The sequence below is a fragment of the Paenibacillus sp. FSL R7-0128 genome, from assembly GCF_038002245.1.
GTDB lineage: Bacteria > Bacillota > Bacilli > Paenibacillales > Paenibacillaceae > Paenibacillus_AQ > Paenibacillus_AQ silagei.
The window spans coordinates 839,310-856,262 of the sequence record NZ_JBBOCD010000001.1; the positions used below are offsets into that span (position 1 = coordinate 839,310).

Here is a 16,953-nt window from a genome sequence, read left to right on the forward strand (position 1 = left end):
GCCTACACAATCAGAAGCGAACAGAGGAGGAATATTATCATGAGTAATCAATATAAGATTCAAGATCCTGTGCAGCAATATGAAAAGGCTACGCCTGAATTCGAGCAGCAGCAGCCCAGTCCGGGCTTAGAGACGAAAATGCACCCGCGTCCCGATGACGGAGCGGGCACCTACAAGGGCAGCGGGAAGCTCACCGGACGGAAGGCCGTCATTACGGGAGCTGACAGCGGAATCGGGCGGGCGGTAGCGATTGCTTATGCCCGTGAAGGCGCCGATGTGGTGCTGGCCTATCTGCCGGAGGAAGAAGCTGATGCGAAGGAAGTCGTTAAGCTCATCGAGGAAGCCGGACGCAAGGCGGTGGCCCTGCCGGGCGATCTGAAGGACGAGAAGTACTGCGAGCAGCTGATTGCCAAGGCCGTAGAAGAGCTGGGCGGAATTGATATCCTGGCTAACATTGCCGGTAAGCAGCAGTTCGTGAAGGACATCACTGATCTGACGACGGAGCAGTTCGATGCTACCTTCAAGACGAATGTCTACTCGCTGTTCTGGCTCTGCAAGGCAGCGGTGAAGCATATGAAGCCTGGGAGTACAATTATTAATACCTCATCGATTCAGGCCTATGAGCCTTCAGAGATTCTGCTGGATTATGCCACTACGAAGAGTGCCATTAATACCTTTAGCAAAGCTTTTGCCCAGCAGGTGGCGCCTAAGGGAATCCGGGTGAACGTTGTCGCACCGGGACCGGTATGGACTCCGCTTCAGGTAAGCGGCGGACAGCCGGAGGAGGTCCTGAAGGAGTTCGGAGCCAAGACCCCGCTGGGACGCCCCGGCCAACCGGCTGAGATGGCTCCGGCCTATGTATTCCTGGCCAGCCAGGAATCAAGCTATGTCAGCGGTGAGACCCTGAATGCCAACGGCGGAATGCCGACCCCATAAATAAGAATGAGTAACAACACGCTTGAGCAGGAACCTCCGTCAGGAGGTTTTTTGCTGTGAGGGGAATACTTGCAGTAGTCTGAAATATAAGAATGTATATGTTTCACGCTATACATTATCCTTCTATTTCTCGCCGAAACGTTAGCGTCCTTTACAAGGACGCTAATGCCGTTTCCACTTGTATCACCTGGATTTAGCAGAGGCGGGGCTTCCGGCTCCCACTTTTGCCATCATAGGGGGTTCATGTGCTACACTTGAGTCAATGAATTGAAATCGTATCTGCCAGTTCTGGTGCATTAGCGGTTTGTGGAGAAGACAGGAGGAGACGGCATGGCATTCGTAACGGTGAAGGGCGAATATAAACGCTATAAGATGGGGGAGACCCTGATTGTTGCCAACGACGGCATTGAGTTCGAGATCGAGAAGGGTGAATTTGCTGTAATTGTGGGGCCCAGCGGGGCGGGAAAATCAACGGTGCTTAACATACTGGGCGGGATGGATTCCGCCGACGAAGGCCAGGTCATTGTGGACGGTACTGACATCGCACGTTATAGCGCCAAGGAATTGACCGGCTACCGCCGTAATGACGTGGGTTTCGTGTTTCAGTTCTATAATCTGGTCCCTAATCTGACCACTCTGGAGAATGTCGAGCTGGCTTCGCAGATCTCGCCCCGGGCCCTCGATGCCCGGAAGGTGCTGGAGGATGTGGGCCTTGGCGCGCGGCTGAATAACTTCCCGGCCCAGCTCTCGGGCGGGGAGCAGCAGCGCGTGGCTATCGCCAGAGCGCTGGCGAAGCAGCCGAAGCTGCTGCTCTGTGATGAGCCGACCGGTGCGCTCGATTACAATACCGGCAAGCAGGTGCTTAAGCTGCTGCAGGATACCTGCCGCGACACCGGCACTACGGTGATTGTAATTACGCATAACCTGGCGATTGCTCCAATGGCCGACCGGGTCATTGAGATCAACAACGCCAAGGTACGGAAAATGGTGAAGAATCCAGCACCGGTATCCGTGGAAGATATCGAATGGTAAGGAGCCGGGAATGATGAAGAAACGGGCACTATGGAAGGATGTTTTTCGGGAGATCGGCCGCACCAAGGCGAGGTTCCTCTCGATCTTTGCAATTATTATGCTGGGGGTCAGCTTCTTCTCCGGGATCAAGTCGGCCGGGCCGGATATGCTGGACACCGCAGCGACATATTATAAGGATCTGCGGCTGATGGATCTGCGGGTCCAGTCCACTTACGGCCTGTCAGAGCAAGGGATCGAGAAGCTTCGGGGGATACCCGGGGTGCAGACAGTTCAGCCTGTATACAGCTCCGATGTCTTTCTTGGCGACAGCGGGCTGATTGCCAAGGTCTATTCGTATGCGGACAATAATGAACTGAACGGCTACAAGCTCACCGCCGGGCATCTCCCGGCAGCCTCTGGAGAGATTGTACTGGATGAACACCTGCGCGAACAGGAGAAATTCAAGCTTGGCGATTCCATTATCTTCGGCGGCGAGGCCGGGGAGACGCCTGAACAGAGCTTCCGGACCAAGACCTATACGGTAGTAGGCTTCGCGCAGAGCCCACAATATATTGAGACCGCGAACCGTGGAACGAGCCGGATCGGCAAAGGGACTGCCGATGCGTTCGCCGTCATCCCGGAAGAGGATTTCACACTTCCGGTGTATACGGAGGCCTATCTCAGCTTCAAGGATACGGCTGCGGAGAGGGCCTATACTCCGGCCTATGACACGTTGGTTGAGCGCCACCTCACAGAGACAGAGCAAGCGCTCAAGGATTACCCGGCGCAGCGTCTGGAGGAGCTGAAGGCGGAAGCGGCCGCCAAGCTGGCTGCGGGCCAGCAGGCAGCGGATGCCTCACAGCAACAACAGCAGACAGCGGCGCAGAGCCAGCCGGAGCTGCCTAAAGTATATGTGGCCGATCGCACAATGAACCCGGGATACGCCGAATACAAGGATAATGCGGACCGTCTGTCCGCGATTGCGTCGGCTTTCCCGGTATTCTTTTTCCTGATTGCAGCGCTTGTCAGCTTAACCACGATGACCCGCATGGTGGAGGAGCAGCGGCTCCAGATTGGGACGTTGAAGGCACTTGGGTACGGTGCTATGGACATTATGACCAAGTTCCTGGTGTACGGAACACTTGCCAGCCTAGCGGCATCCATCGCGGGTCTGGCGGTCGGCTTCACGTTCTTCCCGGACCTGATCTATAATGCTTACAGCTCTCTCTATAACCTGCCGGATGTGATCAAGAGCTTCTACCCTTCTTACGCCGTTATTTCTATAGTCGTGGCGCTAATCTGTACAACGATGACGGCCATGGTCGCTTCACGGGTGGAGCTGCGGAGCAACGCGTCTGTGCTGATGCGGCCCAAGGCACCGAAGAGCGGGCAGCGGATTCTACTGGAGCGCTTCAAGTTCCTGTGGACCCGGCTCAGCTTCGTGCAAAAGGTGACAGCCCGCAATCTGTTCCGCTATAAGCAGCGGATGTTCATGACCGTTATCGGGGTGGCAGGCTGTACCGCGCTGATCCTGACCGGCTTTGGACTGAAGGATTCCATCGGCAGCATCGCCGAGCGGCAGTTCGGCGGGATTATGAAATACAGTGCCCTGGTAGCCCTGCATGATAATGCAGCCGCCGCAGAGCAGGCTTCCTATAAGAAGCTGATTGAACAGGAGACTGCGGTGACAGGCACGCTGAATGTGCTGCAGGAGGCTGTGACCGCCCGGGCCAAAGGCGTGAACGACCAGGAAGTGCGGATCTTTGTTCCCTCGGATACAACCGCACTGGCGTCTTTCGTTAATCTTAAGGACCGCAGCACCGGTAAGCCGCGTGTACTGAGTGACGAGGGCGCGGTCATTACAGAGAAGCTGGCTAAGCTGTATGATGTTGCCCCCGGGGGTACGTTGACGCTTCTGGACAGCAACAATGAGCCATTCCAGATCAAGGTAGCGGCGGTCACCGAGAACTATGTGCTGCATTATGTATACATGACCCCGGCGTACTACACGGAGGTGTTCGGCAAGGAGCCGGTCTATAATACTCAATTATTGAACTACAGCGGCAAGGATAAAGGGTGGGAGAGCGCCTTCGGGGAGAAGCTGACTGCGAATGGGCAGGTGGCCTTGGTCAGCTTTTCCAGCGGTGTGGGAGAGGCCTTCGAGGAAACTATGGACAGTATGGATATCGTCATTGTGGTGCTGATTGTCTCTGCTGCCGCGCTGGCCTTCGTGGTCCTGTACAACTTGACTAATATCAATGTGTCTGAGCGGGTCCGCGAATTGTCTACGATTAAGGTGCTCGGCTTCTATGATAAGGAAGTCACTCTGTATATTTACCGGGAAAATATTCTGCTGACCTTGCTTGGTATCTTGTCCGGCAGTGCCCTGGGGGTGATCCTGCACCGGTTCGTCCTGTCGACTGCCGAGCTGGATGCTACCATGTTCGCTCCGCTCATCAAGTGGCAGAGCTACATCTATGCAGCCTTGCTGACCATACTATTCTCAGGCATCGTAATGGCTTTCATGCACATCAAGCTCAAGCGGATTCATATGATTGAAGCGCTGAAGTCGGTAGAGTAGTTCAGTCACGATTTTGTCAAAAAAATAAAAAAAGCATCAGCATACAAGGAAGGATAATGAGCCGAGGGCAGAGGGAGCCCGGAGCCGTTATCCTTCTTTTTTGTGCCTGAAAAGGAACCGATGGCTGGGGAATTAGCGCTGAAACATACGAAAATATGACGAACAGTGTCGGAAAATCGCGAAAATGATAAGAAAGTGTCATTAAAACTAACCCGATTAAACTTATTATAATAATGTGTAAAAGGTATTTTTACAGTTATTTCAAGATACATTGGAAGTAAATGTTTCAGGAGCAAAAAAGTAAGATTGTACAGCGGTAAATAAATATATTGACGTAAGATATATTCACATGTAATATAAACCATAATTTATGAGGGAAGTTGTGAGGCTTCCCGCCGGGAATGTTATCCCTGACCTTAATTGACCCGCGGTCTATTCAACGCATTTCTACAATATATATTAGGTGTGATGTTATGTCACATGTAATGCGTAGGCGGTCATTAGTGGTCTTAGACGGATAACGATCCGGAGCATCCCAGTCTCCCGAGAAGCTTTGAAGAGCAGGTACAAGCACTTAACTAAGGAGGAGTAAAGGAATGGCGAAAAAGAGAAAATGGTGGTCAGGTTTACTAGTCTTATCGTTGGTAGGGGTTCTATTTACAGGTTGCAGTACGAATAACACTGCGGGTTCTTCAACAAATGCGCCTGCAGCCACTACAGCACCGGCAGAGAGTGCGGCGCCTGATGCTACGGAAGCACCTGCAGCTGACGCGCCGGTTGACGGCGGAACACTAGTTACAAGCTCATTCTCCGATATTGTTAATATTAATCCGCTCTTAGTTAATGACACCGCGTCTGGTGATGTGGCCCAGTTCGTCTTCGCCAAGCTGTACAATCTCGACCGTGAAGGCAATGTACAGGCAGAGGATTGGTCGCTGGCTGCCGCGCTGCCGGAGATCTCTGAAGATGGCTTGACCTATACTGTGAAGCTGAAGGATACCGCCAAATGGAGTGACGGTCAGCCCGTCGTTGCAGATGATGTAATCTATACCATTGAAACGGCCAAGAATAAGGAGACAGGCTCTCCGCTGATCAGTGCCTTTGACAAGGTGAAGAGTGTTGAGAAGGTGGATGACCACACCGTCAAGATCACAATGTCCCAAGTCTATGCGCCGTTCCTGTATGCGCTGGTCCAGGAGATTGTTCCAGCCCATGTCCTGAAGGATGTGAAGCCGACCGAAATGCAGAAGAACCCCTATGGTACTGATCCGGCCAAGACCGTTACAAGCGGACCGTGGAAGTGGACAGCCTGGAAGCAAGGCGAGAGCCATACCCTGGATGCTGATCCGAACTATTGGGGAACCGTGAAGCCTCATATCGCTCAGGTGATCTACAAGATCTATGCTGACCAGAACACTGAGGTTCAGGCGATTATGAAGGGCGACACGGATCATATCAGTGCGATTCCTGTAACCCAGGTTGAAGCAGTTAAGGCTGACGGGAAAATCGATATCATCCAGAAGCCGGGCGCGCAGTACGAATATGTTAACTTCAACTTTGACGGCAAAAACTTCCCGGATGGCTACGGCCTGTTCCAGGGACAGAAGACCAGACAGGCGATTGCCCATGCCTTGAACCGACAAGGAATGGTGGATAATATCCTGAAGGGCGTAGGCGCGCTGATGAATGCGCCGTTCCTGCCGGATACGTGGGCTGACCCGGGTGATGCTGCTGTGAACTATGATTACAATGCTGAAACGGCCAAGAAGCTCCTGGCTGAAGACGGCTGGGTTGCGGATGCCAAGGACGGCATTCTGGTCAAAGACGGCCACCGCTTCTCCTTCGAGCTGCAGTATAATGCCGGCAACAGCCGCCGTGAACAGGTAGCTGCTGTTATCCAGCAGAACCTGAAGGATGTCGGCATTGAGGTGAAGCCTAAGGCGATCGACTTCGCTGCATGGATTGACCAGAACGTAACGCCGGGTAAATATCAGGCCCTGCTGCTGGCATGGTCCCTGAATACACCAGACCCGGATGCAGAGAGCATCTTCTCCTCCAAGTACTTCCCGCCTGCCGGACAGAACAGCGGCTGGTATAAGAATGAGAAGCTGGATAAGCTGTGGGTAGACGGATATTCTACGGTAGATCAGGCTAAGCGCAAAGAAATCTACAAAGAAGTAGGTAAGGAAATTTCAACCGACCTTCCTTATGTATTCCTGTATCAGTATGGTCAGGCGATCGGAACAGGACCTAGAGTGCACTGGGCAGAGGAGGATGCTCCTGAGCCGTCACTGGGCTACGGACAGTTCTTCCACGCTATCAAATGGTGGGTAACCGAGTAACGTACCGACTAACTGAATAGACTTGCGGGAGGTGAAAGAGAATTCTCTTTCACCTCCCCCTTTTGTATAAATGGGGGGCCTCCGTAATCTATCGCCTTACCATCTCTAGGAGGATAGCCAATGACAGAATACCTGATACGTAGAGTGCTTCAATCGGTACTGGTCATCTTTCTGATTACCATACTAACCTTTCTTCTCATCCATGCGGCTCCGGGCGGACCCACACAAGTGATGCTGGCCCCGGGCTTGACTCCCGAAATCTTCGAGCAGCAAGCCAAGAATCTGGGTCTGGATCAGCCGATTCATATCCAGTATATCCACTGGATCGGCGACCTGCTGCAAGGGGATCTGGGGTATACCTTCAAGAACCATATTGCGATCTCGGACCTGCTCTGGCCGCGTATCGGCAATACCATAATCCTGATGGGTGCGGCTTGGCTGGTATCCCTGCTAATCGCAATCCCCTGGGGAATCTACAATAGTACCAAAGTCTATGGTTTATCGGATCAGACGGCTTCGTTCATTTCTTATCTGGGCTTCGCCATGCCGACCTTCTGGTTCGGGATTCTATTGCAGCAGTGGCTGTCGCTCAAGCTGGACTGGTTCCCATTGTCGGATATGCATACAAGAGGCAAGGAAGACAGTATCGCTGATTTATTCATGCATCTGGTGCTGCCGGTAACGGTACTGGCACTTGGGTTCCTGGCTTCTTATATGAAGTATGCGCGGGCCAGTATGCTGGAGGTGCTGGATCAGGATTATATCCGGACGGCACGGGCCAAAGGCGTCAAGGAACGGAAAGTCGTCTTCCGCCATGCCCTGCGCAATGCACTAATTCCAATTATTACAATACTAGGCCTTGATCTTCCGATCCTGGTGGGAGGGGCCGCACTAACAGAGAATGTATTCAACTGGCCGGGAATGGGCCGTTGGTTCGTAGAGATGGCCACTGCACGCGAATATTCGGCACTGATGGCTGTGACTATCGTCACGGCTGTGATGGTCGTCATTGGCAATCTGCTGGCAGATATACTGTATGTCGTAGTTGATCCCCGGGTGAAGCTCGGCAAGCAAGGGGGGAAGGCAGCATGAGTACAGATAATACAGAGCTTATCAAAGGGAAGGTCTCCAAGCCGCTGCGAACGCCGGATATGAGTCCGATGCCGGGCGGGACCGACCCGGAAATTCCGGTGGTGGATATGGACAGACCTCCCGGCCCGTGGAGAGTGCTGTGGAAGAAGTTTTCACGCAATCCTTTTGCCATGGGCGGGTTGGCCGTCCTGCTTATCTTTGTCCTGCTGGCGATCTGCGCACCGTACCTGACCTCCTATGGGCCGGAGAAGATTGATCTGATGTTCGCCAACCTGAAGCCGGGGGCGGAGGGACATCCCCTCGGCACCGACGAGCTGGGCCGCGATATTCTAAGCAGACTGCTGTATAGTGCGCGGATTTCGCTGCTTATTGGTTTCTCTGTTGCTTTTGTATCCGTGCTGGTCGGCTCGATAGTCGGAGCCATTTCGGGTTACTTCGGCGGATTCGTGGATACGGTATTCATGCGGATTGTTGACGTCATGAACTCTGTACCGTCTCTGTTCCTGAATATCCTGGTAATGGCGCTGTTCGGAACAAAGATTGAATTCATGATCCTGATTCTGGCGTTCACGAGCTGGATGAGTATTGCCCGGCTGGTCCGGGGAACCTTCCTGCAGCTGCGGGAAATGCAGTATGTGGAGGCGGCCAAAGCCATCGGCGTATCCAGCTGGGGAATCATCTTCCGGCATCTGCTCCGCAATGCGAGCTTCCCGATCATTGTTAATGCCACATTGATGGTCGGCGGCGCGATTCTCAGTGAATCCGCATTGTCCTATCTGGGTCTTGGTATCCAGGCTCCGGCTACGAGCTGGGGGCTGATGCTCAGTAACGCCCAAGAGTTCATGCTGATTGATCCGATGCAGGCGGTGTATCCGGGCTTTTGCATCCTGATGGTGGTGCTGGCGGTTAACTTTATCGGCGACGGCATCCGGGATGCCCTTGATCCCAGACAGCAAGTGACCAAATCCCGGAGGAGGCTGGAACAATGGCGCAAAAACTACTCGAAATCCGGAAACTAACTGCCGGCTTTGCGACAGAGAAGGGACTGCTCAAAGCAACCGACGGCATCTCCCTTACGGTGAATAAAGGTCAGACAGTCTGTATTGTAGGCGAATCCGGCAGCGGCAAAAGTGTCACCTCGCTGGCGATCATGCGCCTGATCGATTATGCGGGCGGTATGATCCTGGATGGACAGATTGACTTCCATGGACAGGATCTGGGGGCGAAAAGCCAGGAGGAGATGCGGGAGATCCGCGGCAACCAGATCGCTATGATCTTCCAGGACCCGATGTCTTCGCTAAATCCGGTCTTCACCATAGGGGAACAGATTGCTGAGAGTCTGCGGCTGCATCAGAATAAGAAGGATGCAGAAGCGCTGAAGCTGGCGGTCGATCTGATTAGATTGGTGGGCATACCGGCACCGGAGATCCGTGCGAAGCAGTACCCGCATGAGCTGTCTGGCGGGATGTGCCAGCGCGTAGTCATTGCGATTGCGCTGGCCTGTAACCCCGAGCTGCTGATTGCCGATGAGCCGACCACCGCACTTGATGTTACGGTCCAAGCGCAGATTCTGGACCTGTTGCGCAAGCTTCAGTCGGAGCTTGGCATGTCCATCCTGCTGATTACCCACGACATGGGAGTTGCCGCTGAGATGGCGGACCGCATTGCTGTCATGTATGCGGGCGCTATCGTGGAAGAAGGCGGTGTGGAAGAGATCTTCGACCATCCCAGCCATCCTTATACGATAGGTCTGCTCCAGTCGATTCCGGGGTTCGAAGGCGGACGGGGAGGCGAGCTCTATACGATCAGCGGAACGATCCCGCCGATAGGACAGCTGCCTGCGGGCTGCCGCTTCCATCCGCGCTGTCCGCATGCGATGGAGATCTGCCGGAGCCAGGAGCCGCCGGATTTCCTGATCTCTGATGATCACCGGGCCGCCTGCTGGCTGTTCAAGGATAAGCCGGTTTCAGCGTATACCAGCGGGGAGGCGAAGCGCGCATGATGAACAAGACATTGGCCAAGCCAGATCGTAAGGTAGCTGCCTCCTCAGAAGTACTGGTGGAGGTTAAGGATATTAAGAAGTATTTTCCGATCACCAAGGGTCTGCTTAACCGGACCGTCGGGCAGGTCAAGGCGGTGGATGGGGTCAATCTGGCGATCCGCCAAGGCGAGACGTTCGGGCTGGTCGGGGAATCCGGCTGCGGCAAATCCACCTTCGGACGGGTACTGCTCCGGCTGCAAAGTGCGACCGGGGGGCAGGTGCTATTCAAGGGCCAGGATATCCATTCGCTGGGTTCGCGTGACATGCGGAAGCTGCGGGAAGAGATGCAGATTATTTTCCAGGACCCGTTCGGGTCGCTGAATCCGCGCTTCCTCGTCAAGGATATTATCGGCGAGCCGCTGCGCATTCACTGGAAGATGTCCGGCAAGGAGATCGATGCCCGGGTGGTCGAGCTGATGGAGCTGGTGGGTCTGGATGCCAGCCGCCGGAACCGCTATCCGCATGAATTCTCCGGCGGACAACGCCAGCGCATTGGCATCGCCCGGGCGATTGCGCTGAATCCGCAGTTTATTGTGGCCGATGAGGCCGTGTCCGCGCTGGACGTATCCGTGCAATCCCAGGTCATTAACCTGCTGATGAAGCTGCAGAAGGAGCTGGGTCTAACCTTCCTCTTCATTGCACATGGTTTGAACGTAGTCCGTCATATCTCTGACCGCGTTGGGGTCATGTACCTGGGCAAGCTGGTGGAGGTGGGGGAGACGGAGGAACTGTTCGCGGCCCCGCTGCATCCGTATACTGCCGCCCTGCTATCGGCCATTCCCAAGCCTACGCCAAGGCGTAAGCAGGAGCGCATTATGCTGGAGGGAGATGTGCCCTCCCCGGCCAATCCGCCCTCCGGCTGCCGGTTCCATACCCGCTGCCCGTTCGTCCAGGACAAATGCCGCTTAGTGGAGCCGCTGCTGGAAGAGGTCCTGCCGGGCCGTCCGGTAGCCTGTCATTTCCCGTTGCTTCCGAAATCCTGACCAAGGATTAACCTGTGCTGTACCGAAGAGGGACACTGCTGAATCTTACGCAGTGTTCCTTTTTTTGATTTTGGGGCGCCCCGCAAAGTGCCTGAGTCATCACCTACGCTAAAGCCCCACTTTGTGGGGTTATTTTGTAAGGCCGCTTCAAACTAATCATTGTGCTACAGGCATTTCTATAAGAAAATGAGAAAAAGACTAATCAATACCGCAAAGCTTGCGGAACCGGAGGCTATGGTGAAAAAGGTCAATACAGCAATTTCAGCACTCTTTATCCTTGTTATGATACTAGCTGTCTGGGTATGGGCAGTGTCGGTACATACCTGGACCCTGGCGGGGGCCTTGGCTTCCCTGCTCTGTCTGGCCCTGTTTATCTGGACGGGCCTGCGGGCCATTCCCGCTATAACCGGGTACATCATGAGCCCCGGCGAACTGCGGACGGTGAATACGGACGACTCCCCGGAGGAACGGCAGCGGACCTGGTGGAAGATTGTGCTGTGGGTGATATTCAGCCGGGTGCTGCTAATCCTTGCGGCTTATGTATTCTGGGTGCTTCGGGAGGGAGGCTCCGGCAGCCTGTTCTCCCGCTTCATTGAGATGTGGCATATCCGCGGAATTGATGCGATGTCCTATCTGGGCATTGCCGAGCGGTGGTATGTGACGGAAGGGGACCCCAGATTTCATATTGTATTTCTGCCGTTTTTCCCCGTTATGATCAAGCTGGCGCAGTTCTTCACAGGCAATTATATGGCTGCAGGATTTGCCGTAGCCAATCTCTGCACGCTTGCAGCGGCGTTGTTCGCTTATGAACTGGCCCGGCTGGATATGGGGCGCAGGAATGCCCTGCGGGTAGTGAAGTACATCTTCATCTTCCCGTCGGCCTTCTTTTTCTTCCTTCCCATGACGGAGGCGCTGTTCCTGCTGCTCTCCCTGATGGCGCTGTATTTTGTGCGCAAAAAGCGCTGGCTGCTGGGCTGCCTCTGTGCGGCGCTGGCCGGATTCACCCGTTCCCCGGGGATTCTGCTGGCCGTGCCGATTGCCGTGGAATTTGCCCGGGAGCTGGCCGCTGGCTACAGGTCAATGGACCGGAAGGCTTTTACGAATAAGCTGATCTTGGCTGTTCTCTCCCTGGTGAGTGTCTCGTTCGGTCTGCTGGCTTATCTCTACATTAATTACAATGTGACGGGCAACGCGTTCCAGTTCAGTATTTATCAGCGGGAGCACTGGTCGCAGCGGTTCTACTTCTTTTTCGATACTGCGAGATATCAGATGGAATATGCGGTGAATACCTTCAAGGATGCCGATTACCGGTCGTTCTTAGGGCTGTGGCTGCCGAATTTGTGCGCGATCTTCCTGGTTCTCTTCATGATGCTCCGCAGTACGAAGAAGCTTAATCCCGCCTACATGGCGTACGTGATCGCCTATTTCGTCTATGTAGTGGCCCCGACTTGGCTGCTGTCTGCTCCGCGTTATTTCGCTGTTGCGTTTCCGCTGGCGTTCGCGGCTGTGTTGTTGACGGAGGATAAGAAATGGAAGGATATCCTGCTCACTACGCTATTTATTGCGGGGGGTCTGCTGTATCTGGCAGTGTTTGTATCCGGTTATCCGGTATATTAGTGTGTATTAGAAATTACAGAAACGATGGTGGCTATGCAGATTCAACTAGAAGATCAGATGGTTACGTTACATGTCCAGTATGCCAAGCGCAAGAAGCTATCCGTAACGGTGGACGGCTCGGACCTCATTACCGTTAAGGCGCCCAAGGGAACGAGTGAAGAGGCGATCCTCGGTGCGGTAGCAAGTCTAGGCCCGAAGATTCTGGAGAAGCTGCGCAGTAATGCGGCAGCCCGGCAGGTGCCGAGGGTTAAGGCTTATGAGGGCGACGAAGAAGCCTTCTTGTACTTGGGGAAGGAATATGCGCTGCATGAGCTGATTGGGGACCGGCAGGCGGATGCGGAGGAGCTGAAGCTTGCGCTGAAGAAATTCTATACAGCCAGTCTGAAGAAAATCATCGCAGAGCGCATCAAGCCCTACCAGACGCAGCTCAGAGTGAAGCCGAAGAGTGTGGAGATTGTGGAGTCGCGGACCAAGTGGGGGAGCTGCAGCTTTGACGGCAAGCTGACGTTCAATTACCGCCTGGCCATGGCGCCGCCTGAAGTGATTGACTATGTCATCATTCATGAGCTGTGTCATCTGCTGCATTTGAATCATGACCGTTCCTTCTGGCGGCGCCTGGGCAGTATCATGCCGGACTATAAGGAGAAGGAAGCGTACCTGGCCCGGCAGGGGCAGTTCATGACGCTGTGACCTATGTGACCTATCGAAAGAAATGAATTCATTCCATAGATGCGGTAATGTATGGACTATCGTTCTTTCGCCGAAGCGAACATTCGGTGATAGTTGTATTCTGTACACTTAAAAACAGTGGAAAAGAAAGAATTCCTCTCTTAAATGTAGTCTGTACAACTAAATCCGCCTGAATGGGTGAGAACCCGGTGCAGAGGGCATTTTAGTTGTACGAAATACAGCTAAACGGAGATATGGCGGCACATCAGACGATTTAGTTGTACGAATTGCAATTAAGCATACCACTTGTACCTTCATCGGGGCATGGCAAACCTTCAACAAGCGACTTAGTTAAGCTGTTCTCACATATTGCAATCTGATGCTTCACTAGGCGATGGAAGTAGCCGGATGCTTAACGTTAGCAGGATATTGCTGCCCGCCCTGAGTCCGGACGAATAGGCCCTCTGAATGGCTGCTGCCTGACAATTCCAGGCCAGGGTCATCCGGGGTGAAGTGGAAGACGATCGTCTCCGTATCGCTGTCCGCAAGCTTCAGGGCGATGTCGCGGCAGGAGACGGGCTGTGTGCTGATCAGATCGAAGAGCTCAAGCTGCCCATTCTCCTGCTGGCAGACGGCAATGAGATTCTCGTCCTCCAGGTAGTAGAGCTGATCGCTGAACACATTCAGGCAGTAGAACATCAGCAGTCCATGGGCGCTGTTGACGCCAAGACGCTCGGATACCGGTACCCGCTGCGCTCCAAGGGTGGAGACCAGGCTCAGATCACGCGGGTCGTCTAGATCCAGCTTGCGGATTGCCGCAGATCCGGCAGTGCCCCCGGGGCAGGCCATGGAGAAGATCTGCTCTTCCACCGGGTGGAAGCCGAACTTAGGATAGAACTCCAAGACTGACTCATTGGCAAAAAGATACATGAATTCACACGCTTGCCCATACTCCTCCAGTACCTTGTCCATCAACCGTGCAGACAGGCCGCGTCCTCTATAGTCAGGATGAGTCATCACCGTCCCGATCTGCACAGCAGGGGACTTCACCCCATTAATAATTAGCTCTATGAGATTCACCGAGACATTCGCTACGATCCGGTCTCCCTCCGCGTAAGAATAAGGAACATACTTATCCGTCCAGAAGCCCCCCTCATACCAGCGCTCCAGCTCTAGCTCGAACGTATCTTTTGCCAGCTCGAAAAAGCTGTTCCGCAGCGGCGCTATGTCTTTGTAATCCCTGACAAACTTCAATTCTTGCAAGGCTTATCACTCCGTATCATATATTTGTTGCCCCTACAGTATAAGCCATTATATACCATAGGTCATATTTCAGGGTTTTAATACCATAGATTTTAACTAAAGTCAATACGCTAAAGGATACCTAAAAGTACTCTCTGGTACTATTCACATTTAATGGCAAGAACGTTATCTTAGGTAATAAGAAGTGTTCACTATTAAGAACCTGTTGTAATGAACCTAGTACTGAAACGGTAGCGAAATTATAGACAGCTGGAGGTAACCCATGAGTGCAATCGCCGGGATCTATTCTATGCAGCATGGGCCGCTGGACCCGGAGCTCGGCCTGCGCCTGATGCAGGAGCTGCAGCGTTATCCGGCGGATGATGCCCGGGGCTGGAATACGGAGGGGCTGTTCCTCGGGTGCCACGCACAGTGGATTACCCCGCAGTCCCGGGGCGAGGTGCTTCCCTATTATGATCCGCAGCGGAAGCTGGCGATTGTAGCGGATGCCATCATCGATAACCGCAGCGAGCTCTTTGGACAACTTCAGGTTGTCCGGGAGGATCAGGAGTCGATGCCGGACAGCCTGCTGATTCTTCTGGCCTATGAGAAATGGGGGGATCAGGCTCCGGTGCATCTGGTCGGAGATTTTGCCTTCATGATCTGGGATGCCGTCAGGCAGACGCTGTTTGGAGCGAGGGATTTCTCGGGGAGCCGGACGCTGTACTTCCACCGCTCAGGCAGACAGTTCTCCTTCTGCACCGTTATTCATCCATTGCTTACGCTAATGGATGGAGAGCACGCGCTGCATGAAGGCTGGATCTCGGAATATCTGGCGGGCCAGGGCCGGATGGATGTCGCGGATATGTTCTCCACGGTCTATCAGGGTGTGGAGCAGCTGCCCCCGGCGCATTCAATGACAGTAAGCCCGAAGGGGATTACATTCTCCAGGTATTACACCTTCCAGACTCCGTCCCCACTCCGGCTGCGCAGCAATGGCGAGTATGAGGAAGCGTTCCGTGAGGTGTTCGGGCGTGCAGTCCGGGACCGGCTGCGTACCCACCTTGAAGCTGGTGCGAACTTAAGCGGCGGGCTGGACTCAGGGGCGGTGGTGAGCTTTGCGGCAGAGGAGCTTCGCCGCACTGGCAAGCCGCTCTACACTTTCAGCTCGTATCCTTTGGATCACTTTACAGGGTTCAAGCTGGGCCAGCGGGTGACCGATGAGCGTCCATATATTCAGGAGACCATCGACTATGTCGGGAACATTGAGCCTAGCTTTTACAATTTTCCTGACCGAAGCTCTTATGGCGAAATCGACGAATGGCTCGATATTATGGAGATGCCTTACAAATTCATAGAGAATTCCTATTGGCTCAAAGGCATATATGAACAAGCCGGACTGAAGAATGCCGGAGTGCTGCTCAGCGGACAGCGGGGCAACTGGAGTATCTCCTGGGGACCGGCGCTGGATTACCAGGCGAAGCTGCTGCGTGAATTCCGCTGGTTCCGCTTTTACCGGGAGAATAAGCTGTACAGCCATTCGATGGGAGTAAGCCGCAAAAGAATGCTGAAAATAGCCGGGCGCAAGGTGTTCCCCGCTCTAGGCCAGCTGATGGCCGGGAGGCAGGAGGCTCCGCCGGAGCTGATCCACCCTGAATTTGCCCGGCGGACCGGAGTGCAGGAGCGAATGAAGGAGCTGGACCAGTCGCCTGCTTCTCAGACTGTGTACGATATCCGCAGAGAGCATTTCCGCCAGCCGCATGTCTGGAATGTGAACGGAACGGCGGCTACCAAGCTGTCGCTGAAGTACAGGGTATGGGACCGGGATGCGACGAATGACCTGCGTGTCATCAACTTCTGTATGTCGGTGCCTGAGGAGCAATATGTCCAGAACGGAATGGATCGCTCGCTCATCCGCCGGGCGATGGAAGGGCGGCTGCCGGATAAGGTCAGGCTTAACCAGACCCGGCGCGGTATCCAGGGGGCGGATGGCATTACACGTATGCTGCCCGAATGGCAGAGGTTCCAGCAGGAGCTGAGGGAGATGCTGCAAGATCCCCGTACTTCGTCTTATCTGAATCGTCCCGGGCTCGCCGGATGCTTGGACCGGCTGGGTAGTGAGCCCGAACCATTATTAATCTTTAACACGGATTTTCGCCTTCTTACAAGAGGACTGGTGTTTTACCGCTTTTTGAAGCGGCTCTCCTGAAGGACGTTTCTTGAAAGGGGGTGACAAGATGAAAAAGGAATACAGCAAGCCTGCATTGGAAGTGTTGGATGTGAAAATGACTATGGCTGGCCCGGGGGTATCCATTGCCGATGCGTTCCAAGCCGATCCAGATGAAATCGTTAGTCACTCCTAGTCTTCCTGCATTACCGCTCAGCCCTAATCCCTCTTAGCTTGCTGGAGGGGGATCAGGGCTATCCCTTTATCCGAAG

Annotated in this window: 12 protein-coding genes and 1 pseudogene; 12 read left to right on the forward strand and 1 reads right to left on the reverse strand. The window is 54.0% G+C overall.

Annotation, left to right across the window (positions count from 1 at the left end; genetic code table 11):
- Positions 1-39: 39 nt before the first annotated feature.
- From NST26_RS03435 to NST26_RS03480, 10 genes and pseudogenes are all read left to right on the forward strand, one after another.
- Positions 40-936, forward strand: coding sequence for an SDR family oxidoreductase (locus NST26_RS03435; protein WP_340978539.1), 897 nt, complete (start codon positions 40-42; stop codon positions 934-936).
- A gap of 330 nt (positions 937-1,266) precedes the next feature.
- A complete protein-coding gene (locus NST26_RS03440) occupies positions 1,267-1,968 on the forward strand; it encodes an ABC transporter ATP-binding protein (protein WP_036730659.1) in 702 nt (233 codons plus the stop codon).
- A gap of 103 nt (positions 1,969-2,071) precedes the next feature.
- Positions 2,072-4,528, forward strand: a pseudogene (locus NST26_RS03445) (ABC transporter permease); the annotation flags it as partial.
- Between the two features lie 596 nt (positions 4,529-5,124).
- Entirely contained in the window at positions 5,125-6,870 is a 1,746-nt protein-coding gene (locus NST26_RS03450; protein ID WP_339253643.1) for a peptide-binding protein, read from the forward strand.
- Positions 6,871-6,990: 120 nt separating this feature from the next.
- Positions 6,991-7,962: an ABC transporter permease gene (locus NST26_RS03455; protein WP_036730648.1), complete on the forward strand. Its 972-nt coding sequence runs from the start codon at positions 6,991-6,993 to the stop codon at positions 7,960-7,962.
- 59 nt (positions 7,963-8,021) lie between these two features.
- On the forward strand, positions 8,022-8,981 hold the full coding sequence (locus NST26_RS03460) for an ABC transporter permease (protein WP_339257296.1): 960 nt from the start codon (positions 8,022-8,024) through the stop codon (positions 8,979-8,981).
- Positions 8,948-9,964: an ABC transporter ATP-binding protein gene (locus NST26_RS03465; protein WP_076081945.1), complete on the forward strand. Its 1,017-nt coding sequence runs from the start codon at positions 8,948-8,950 to the stop codon at positions 9,962-9,964. Before NST26_RS03460 ends, NST26_RS03465 begins: the two co-directional genes overlap by 34 nt.
- The gene (locus NST26_RS03470; RefSeq protein WP_339253646.1) at positions 9,961-10,986 is read left to right on the forward strand and encodes an ABC transporter ATP-binding protein; all 1,026 of its coding nucleotides are present in this window, start codon (positions 9,961-9,963) and stop codon (positions 10,984-10,986) included. Before NST26_RS03465 ends, NST26_RS03470 begins: the two co-directional genes overlap by 4 nt.
- Positions 10,987-11,223: 237 nt before the next feature.
- Complete coding sequence (locus NST26_RS03475; protein ID WP_340978541.1) at positions 11,224-12,603, forward strand: hypothetical protein; 1,380 nt, start codon at positions 11,224-11,226, stop codon at positions 12,601-12,603.
- 33 nt (positions 12,604-12,636) lie between these two features.
- A complete protein-coding gene (locus tag NST26_RS03480; protein WP_340978543.1) occupies positions 12,637-13,293 on the forward strand; it encodes a M48 family metallopeptidase in 657 nt (218 codons plus the stop codon).
- 366 nt (positions 13,294-13,659) lie between these two features.
- On the opposite strand, the gene NST26_RS03485 is transcribed toward NST26_RS03480, so the two are convergent.
- On the reverse strand, positions 13,660-14,535 hold the full coding sequence (locus NST26_RS03485; RefSeq protein WP_340978545.1) for a GNAT family N-acetyltransferase: 876 nt from the start codon (positions 14,533-14,535) through the stop codon (positions 13,660-13,662).
- Between the two features lie 262 nt (positions 14,536-14,797).
- On the opposite strand from NST26_RS03485, the gene NST26_RS03490 reads away from it, so the two are divergent.
- Positions 14,798-16,723 (forward strand): asparagine synthase-related protein, encoded by a 1,926-nt coding sequence (locus NST26_RS03490; protein WP_340978546.1) that lies wholly within the window; start codon positions 14,798-14,800, stop codon positions 16,721-16,723.
- Positions 16,724-16,751: 28 nt separating this feature from the next.
- Positions 16,752-16,877, forward strand: coding sequence for a paeninodin family lasso peptide (locus tag NST26_RS03495; protein WP_036694602.1), 126 nt, complete (start codon positions 16,752-16,754; stop codon positions 16,875-16,877).
- Positions 16,878-16,953 lie beyond the last annotated feature (76 nt).

Coding starts and splice junctions, on each gene's coding strand:
- NST26_RS03435 (WP_340978539.1), top strand. CDS start 40: ATGAGTAATCAATATAAGATTCAAGATCCTGTGCAGCAATATGAAAAG.
- NST26_RS03440 (WP_036730659.1), top strand. CDS start 1,267: ATGGCATTCGTAACGGTGAAGGGCGAATATAAACGCTATAAGATGGGG.
- NST26_RS03450 (WP_339253643.1), top strand. CDS start 5,125: ATGGCGAAAAAGAGAAAATGGTGGTCAGGTTTACTAGTCTTATCGTTG.
- NST26_RS03455 (WP_036730648.1), top strand. CDS start 6,991: ATGACAGAATACCTGATACGTAGAGTGCTTCAATCGGTACTGGTCATC.
- NST26_RS03460 (WP_339257296.1), top strand. CDS start 8,022: ATGAGTCCGATGCCGGGCGGGACCGACCCGGAAATTCCGGTGGTGGAT.
- NST26_RS03465 (WP_076081945.1), top strand. CDS start 8,948: ATGGCGCAAAAACTACTCGAAATCCGGAAACTAACTGCCGGCTTTGCG.
- NST26_RS03470 (WP_339253646.1), top strand. CDS start 9,961: ATGATGAACAAGACATTGGCCAAGCCAGATCGTAAGGTAGCTGCCTCC.
- NST26_RS03480 (WP_340978543.1), top strand. CDS start 12,637: ATGCAGATTCAACTAGAAGATCAGATGGTTACGTTACATGTCCAGTAT.
- NST26_RS03490 (WP_340978546.1), top strand. CDS start 14,798: ATGAGTGCAATCGCCGGGATCTATTCTATGCAGCATGGGCCGCTGGAC.
- NST26_RS03495 (WP_036694602.1), top strand. CDS start 16,752: ATGAAAAAGGAATACAGCAAGCCTGCATTGGAAGTGTTGGATGTGAAA.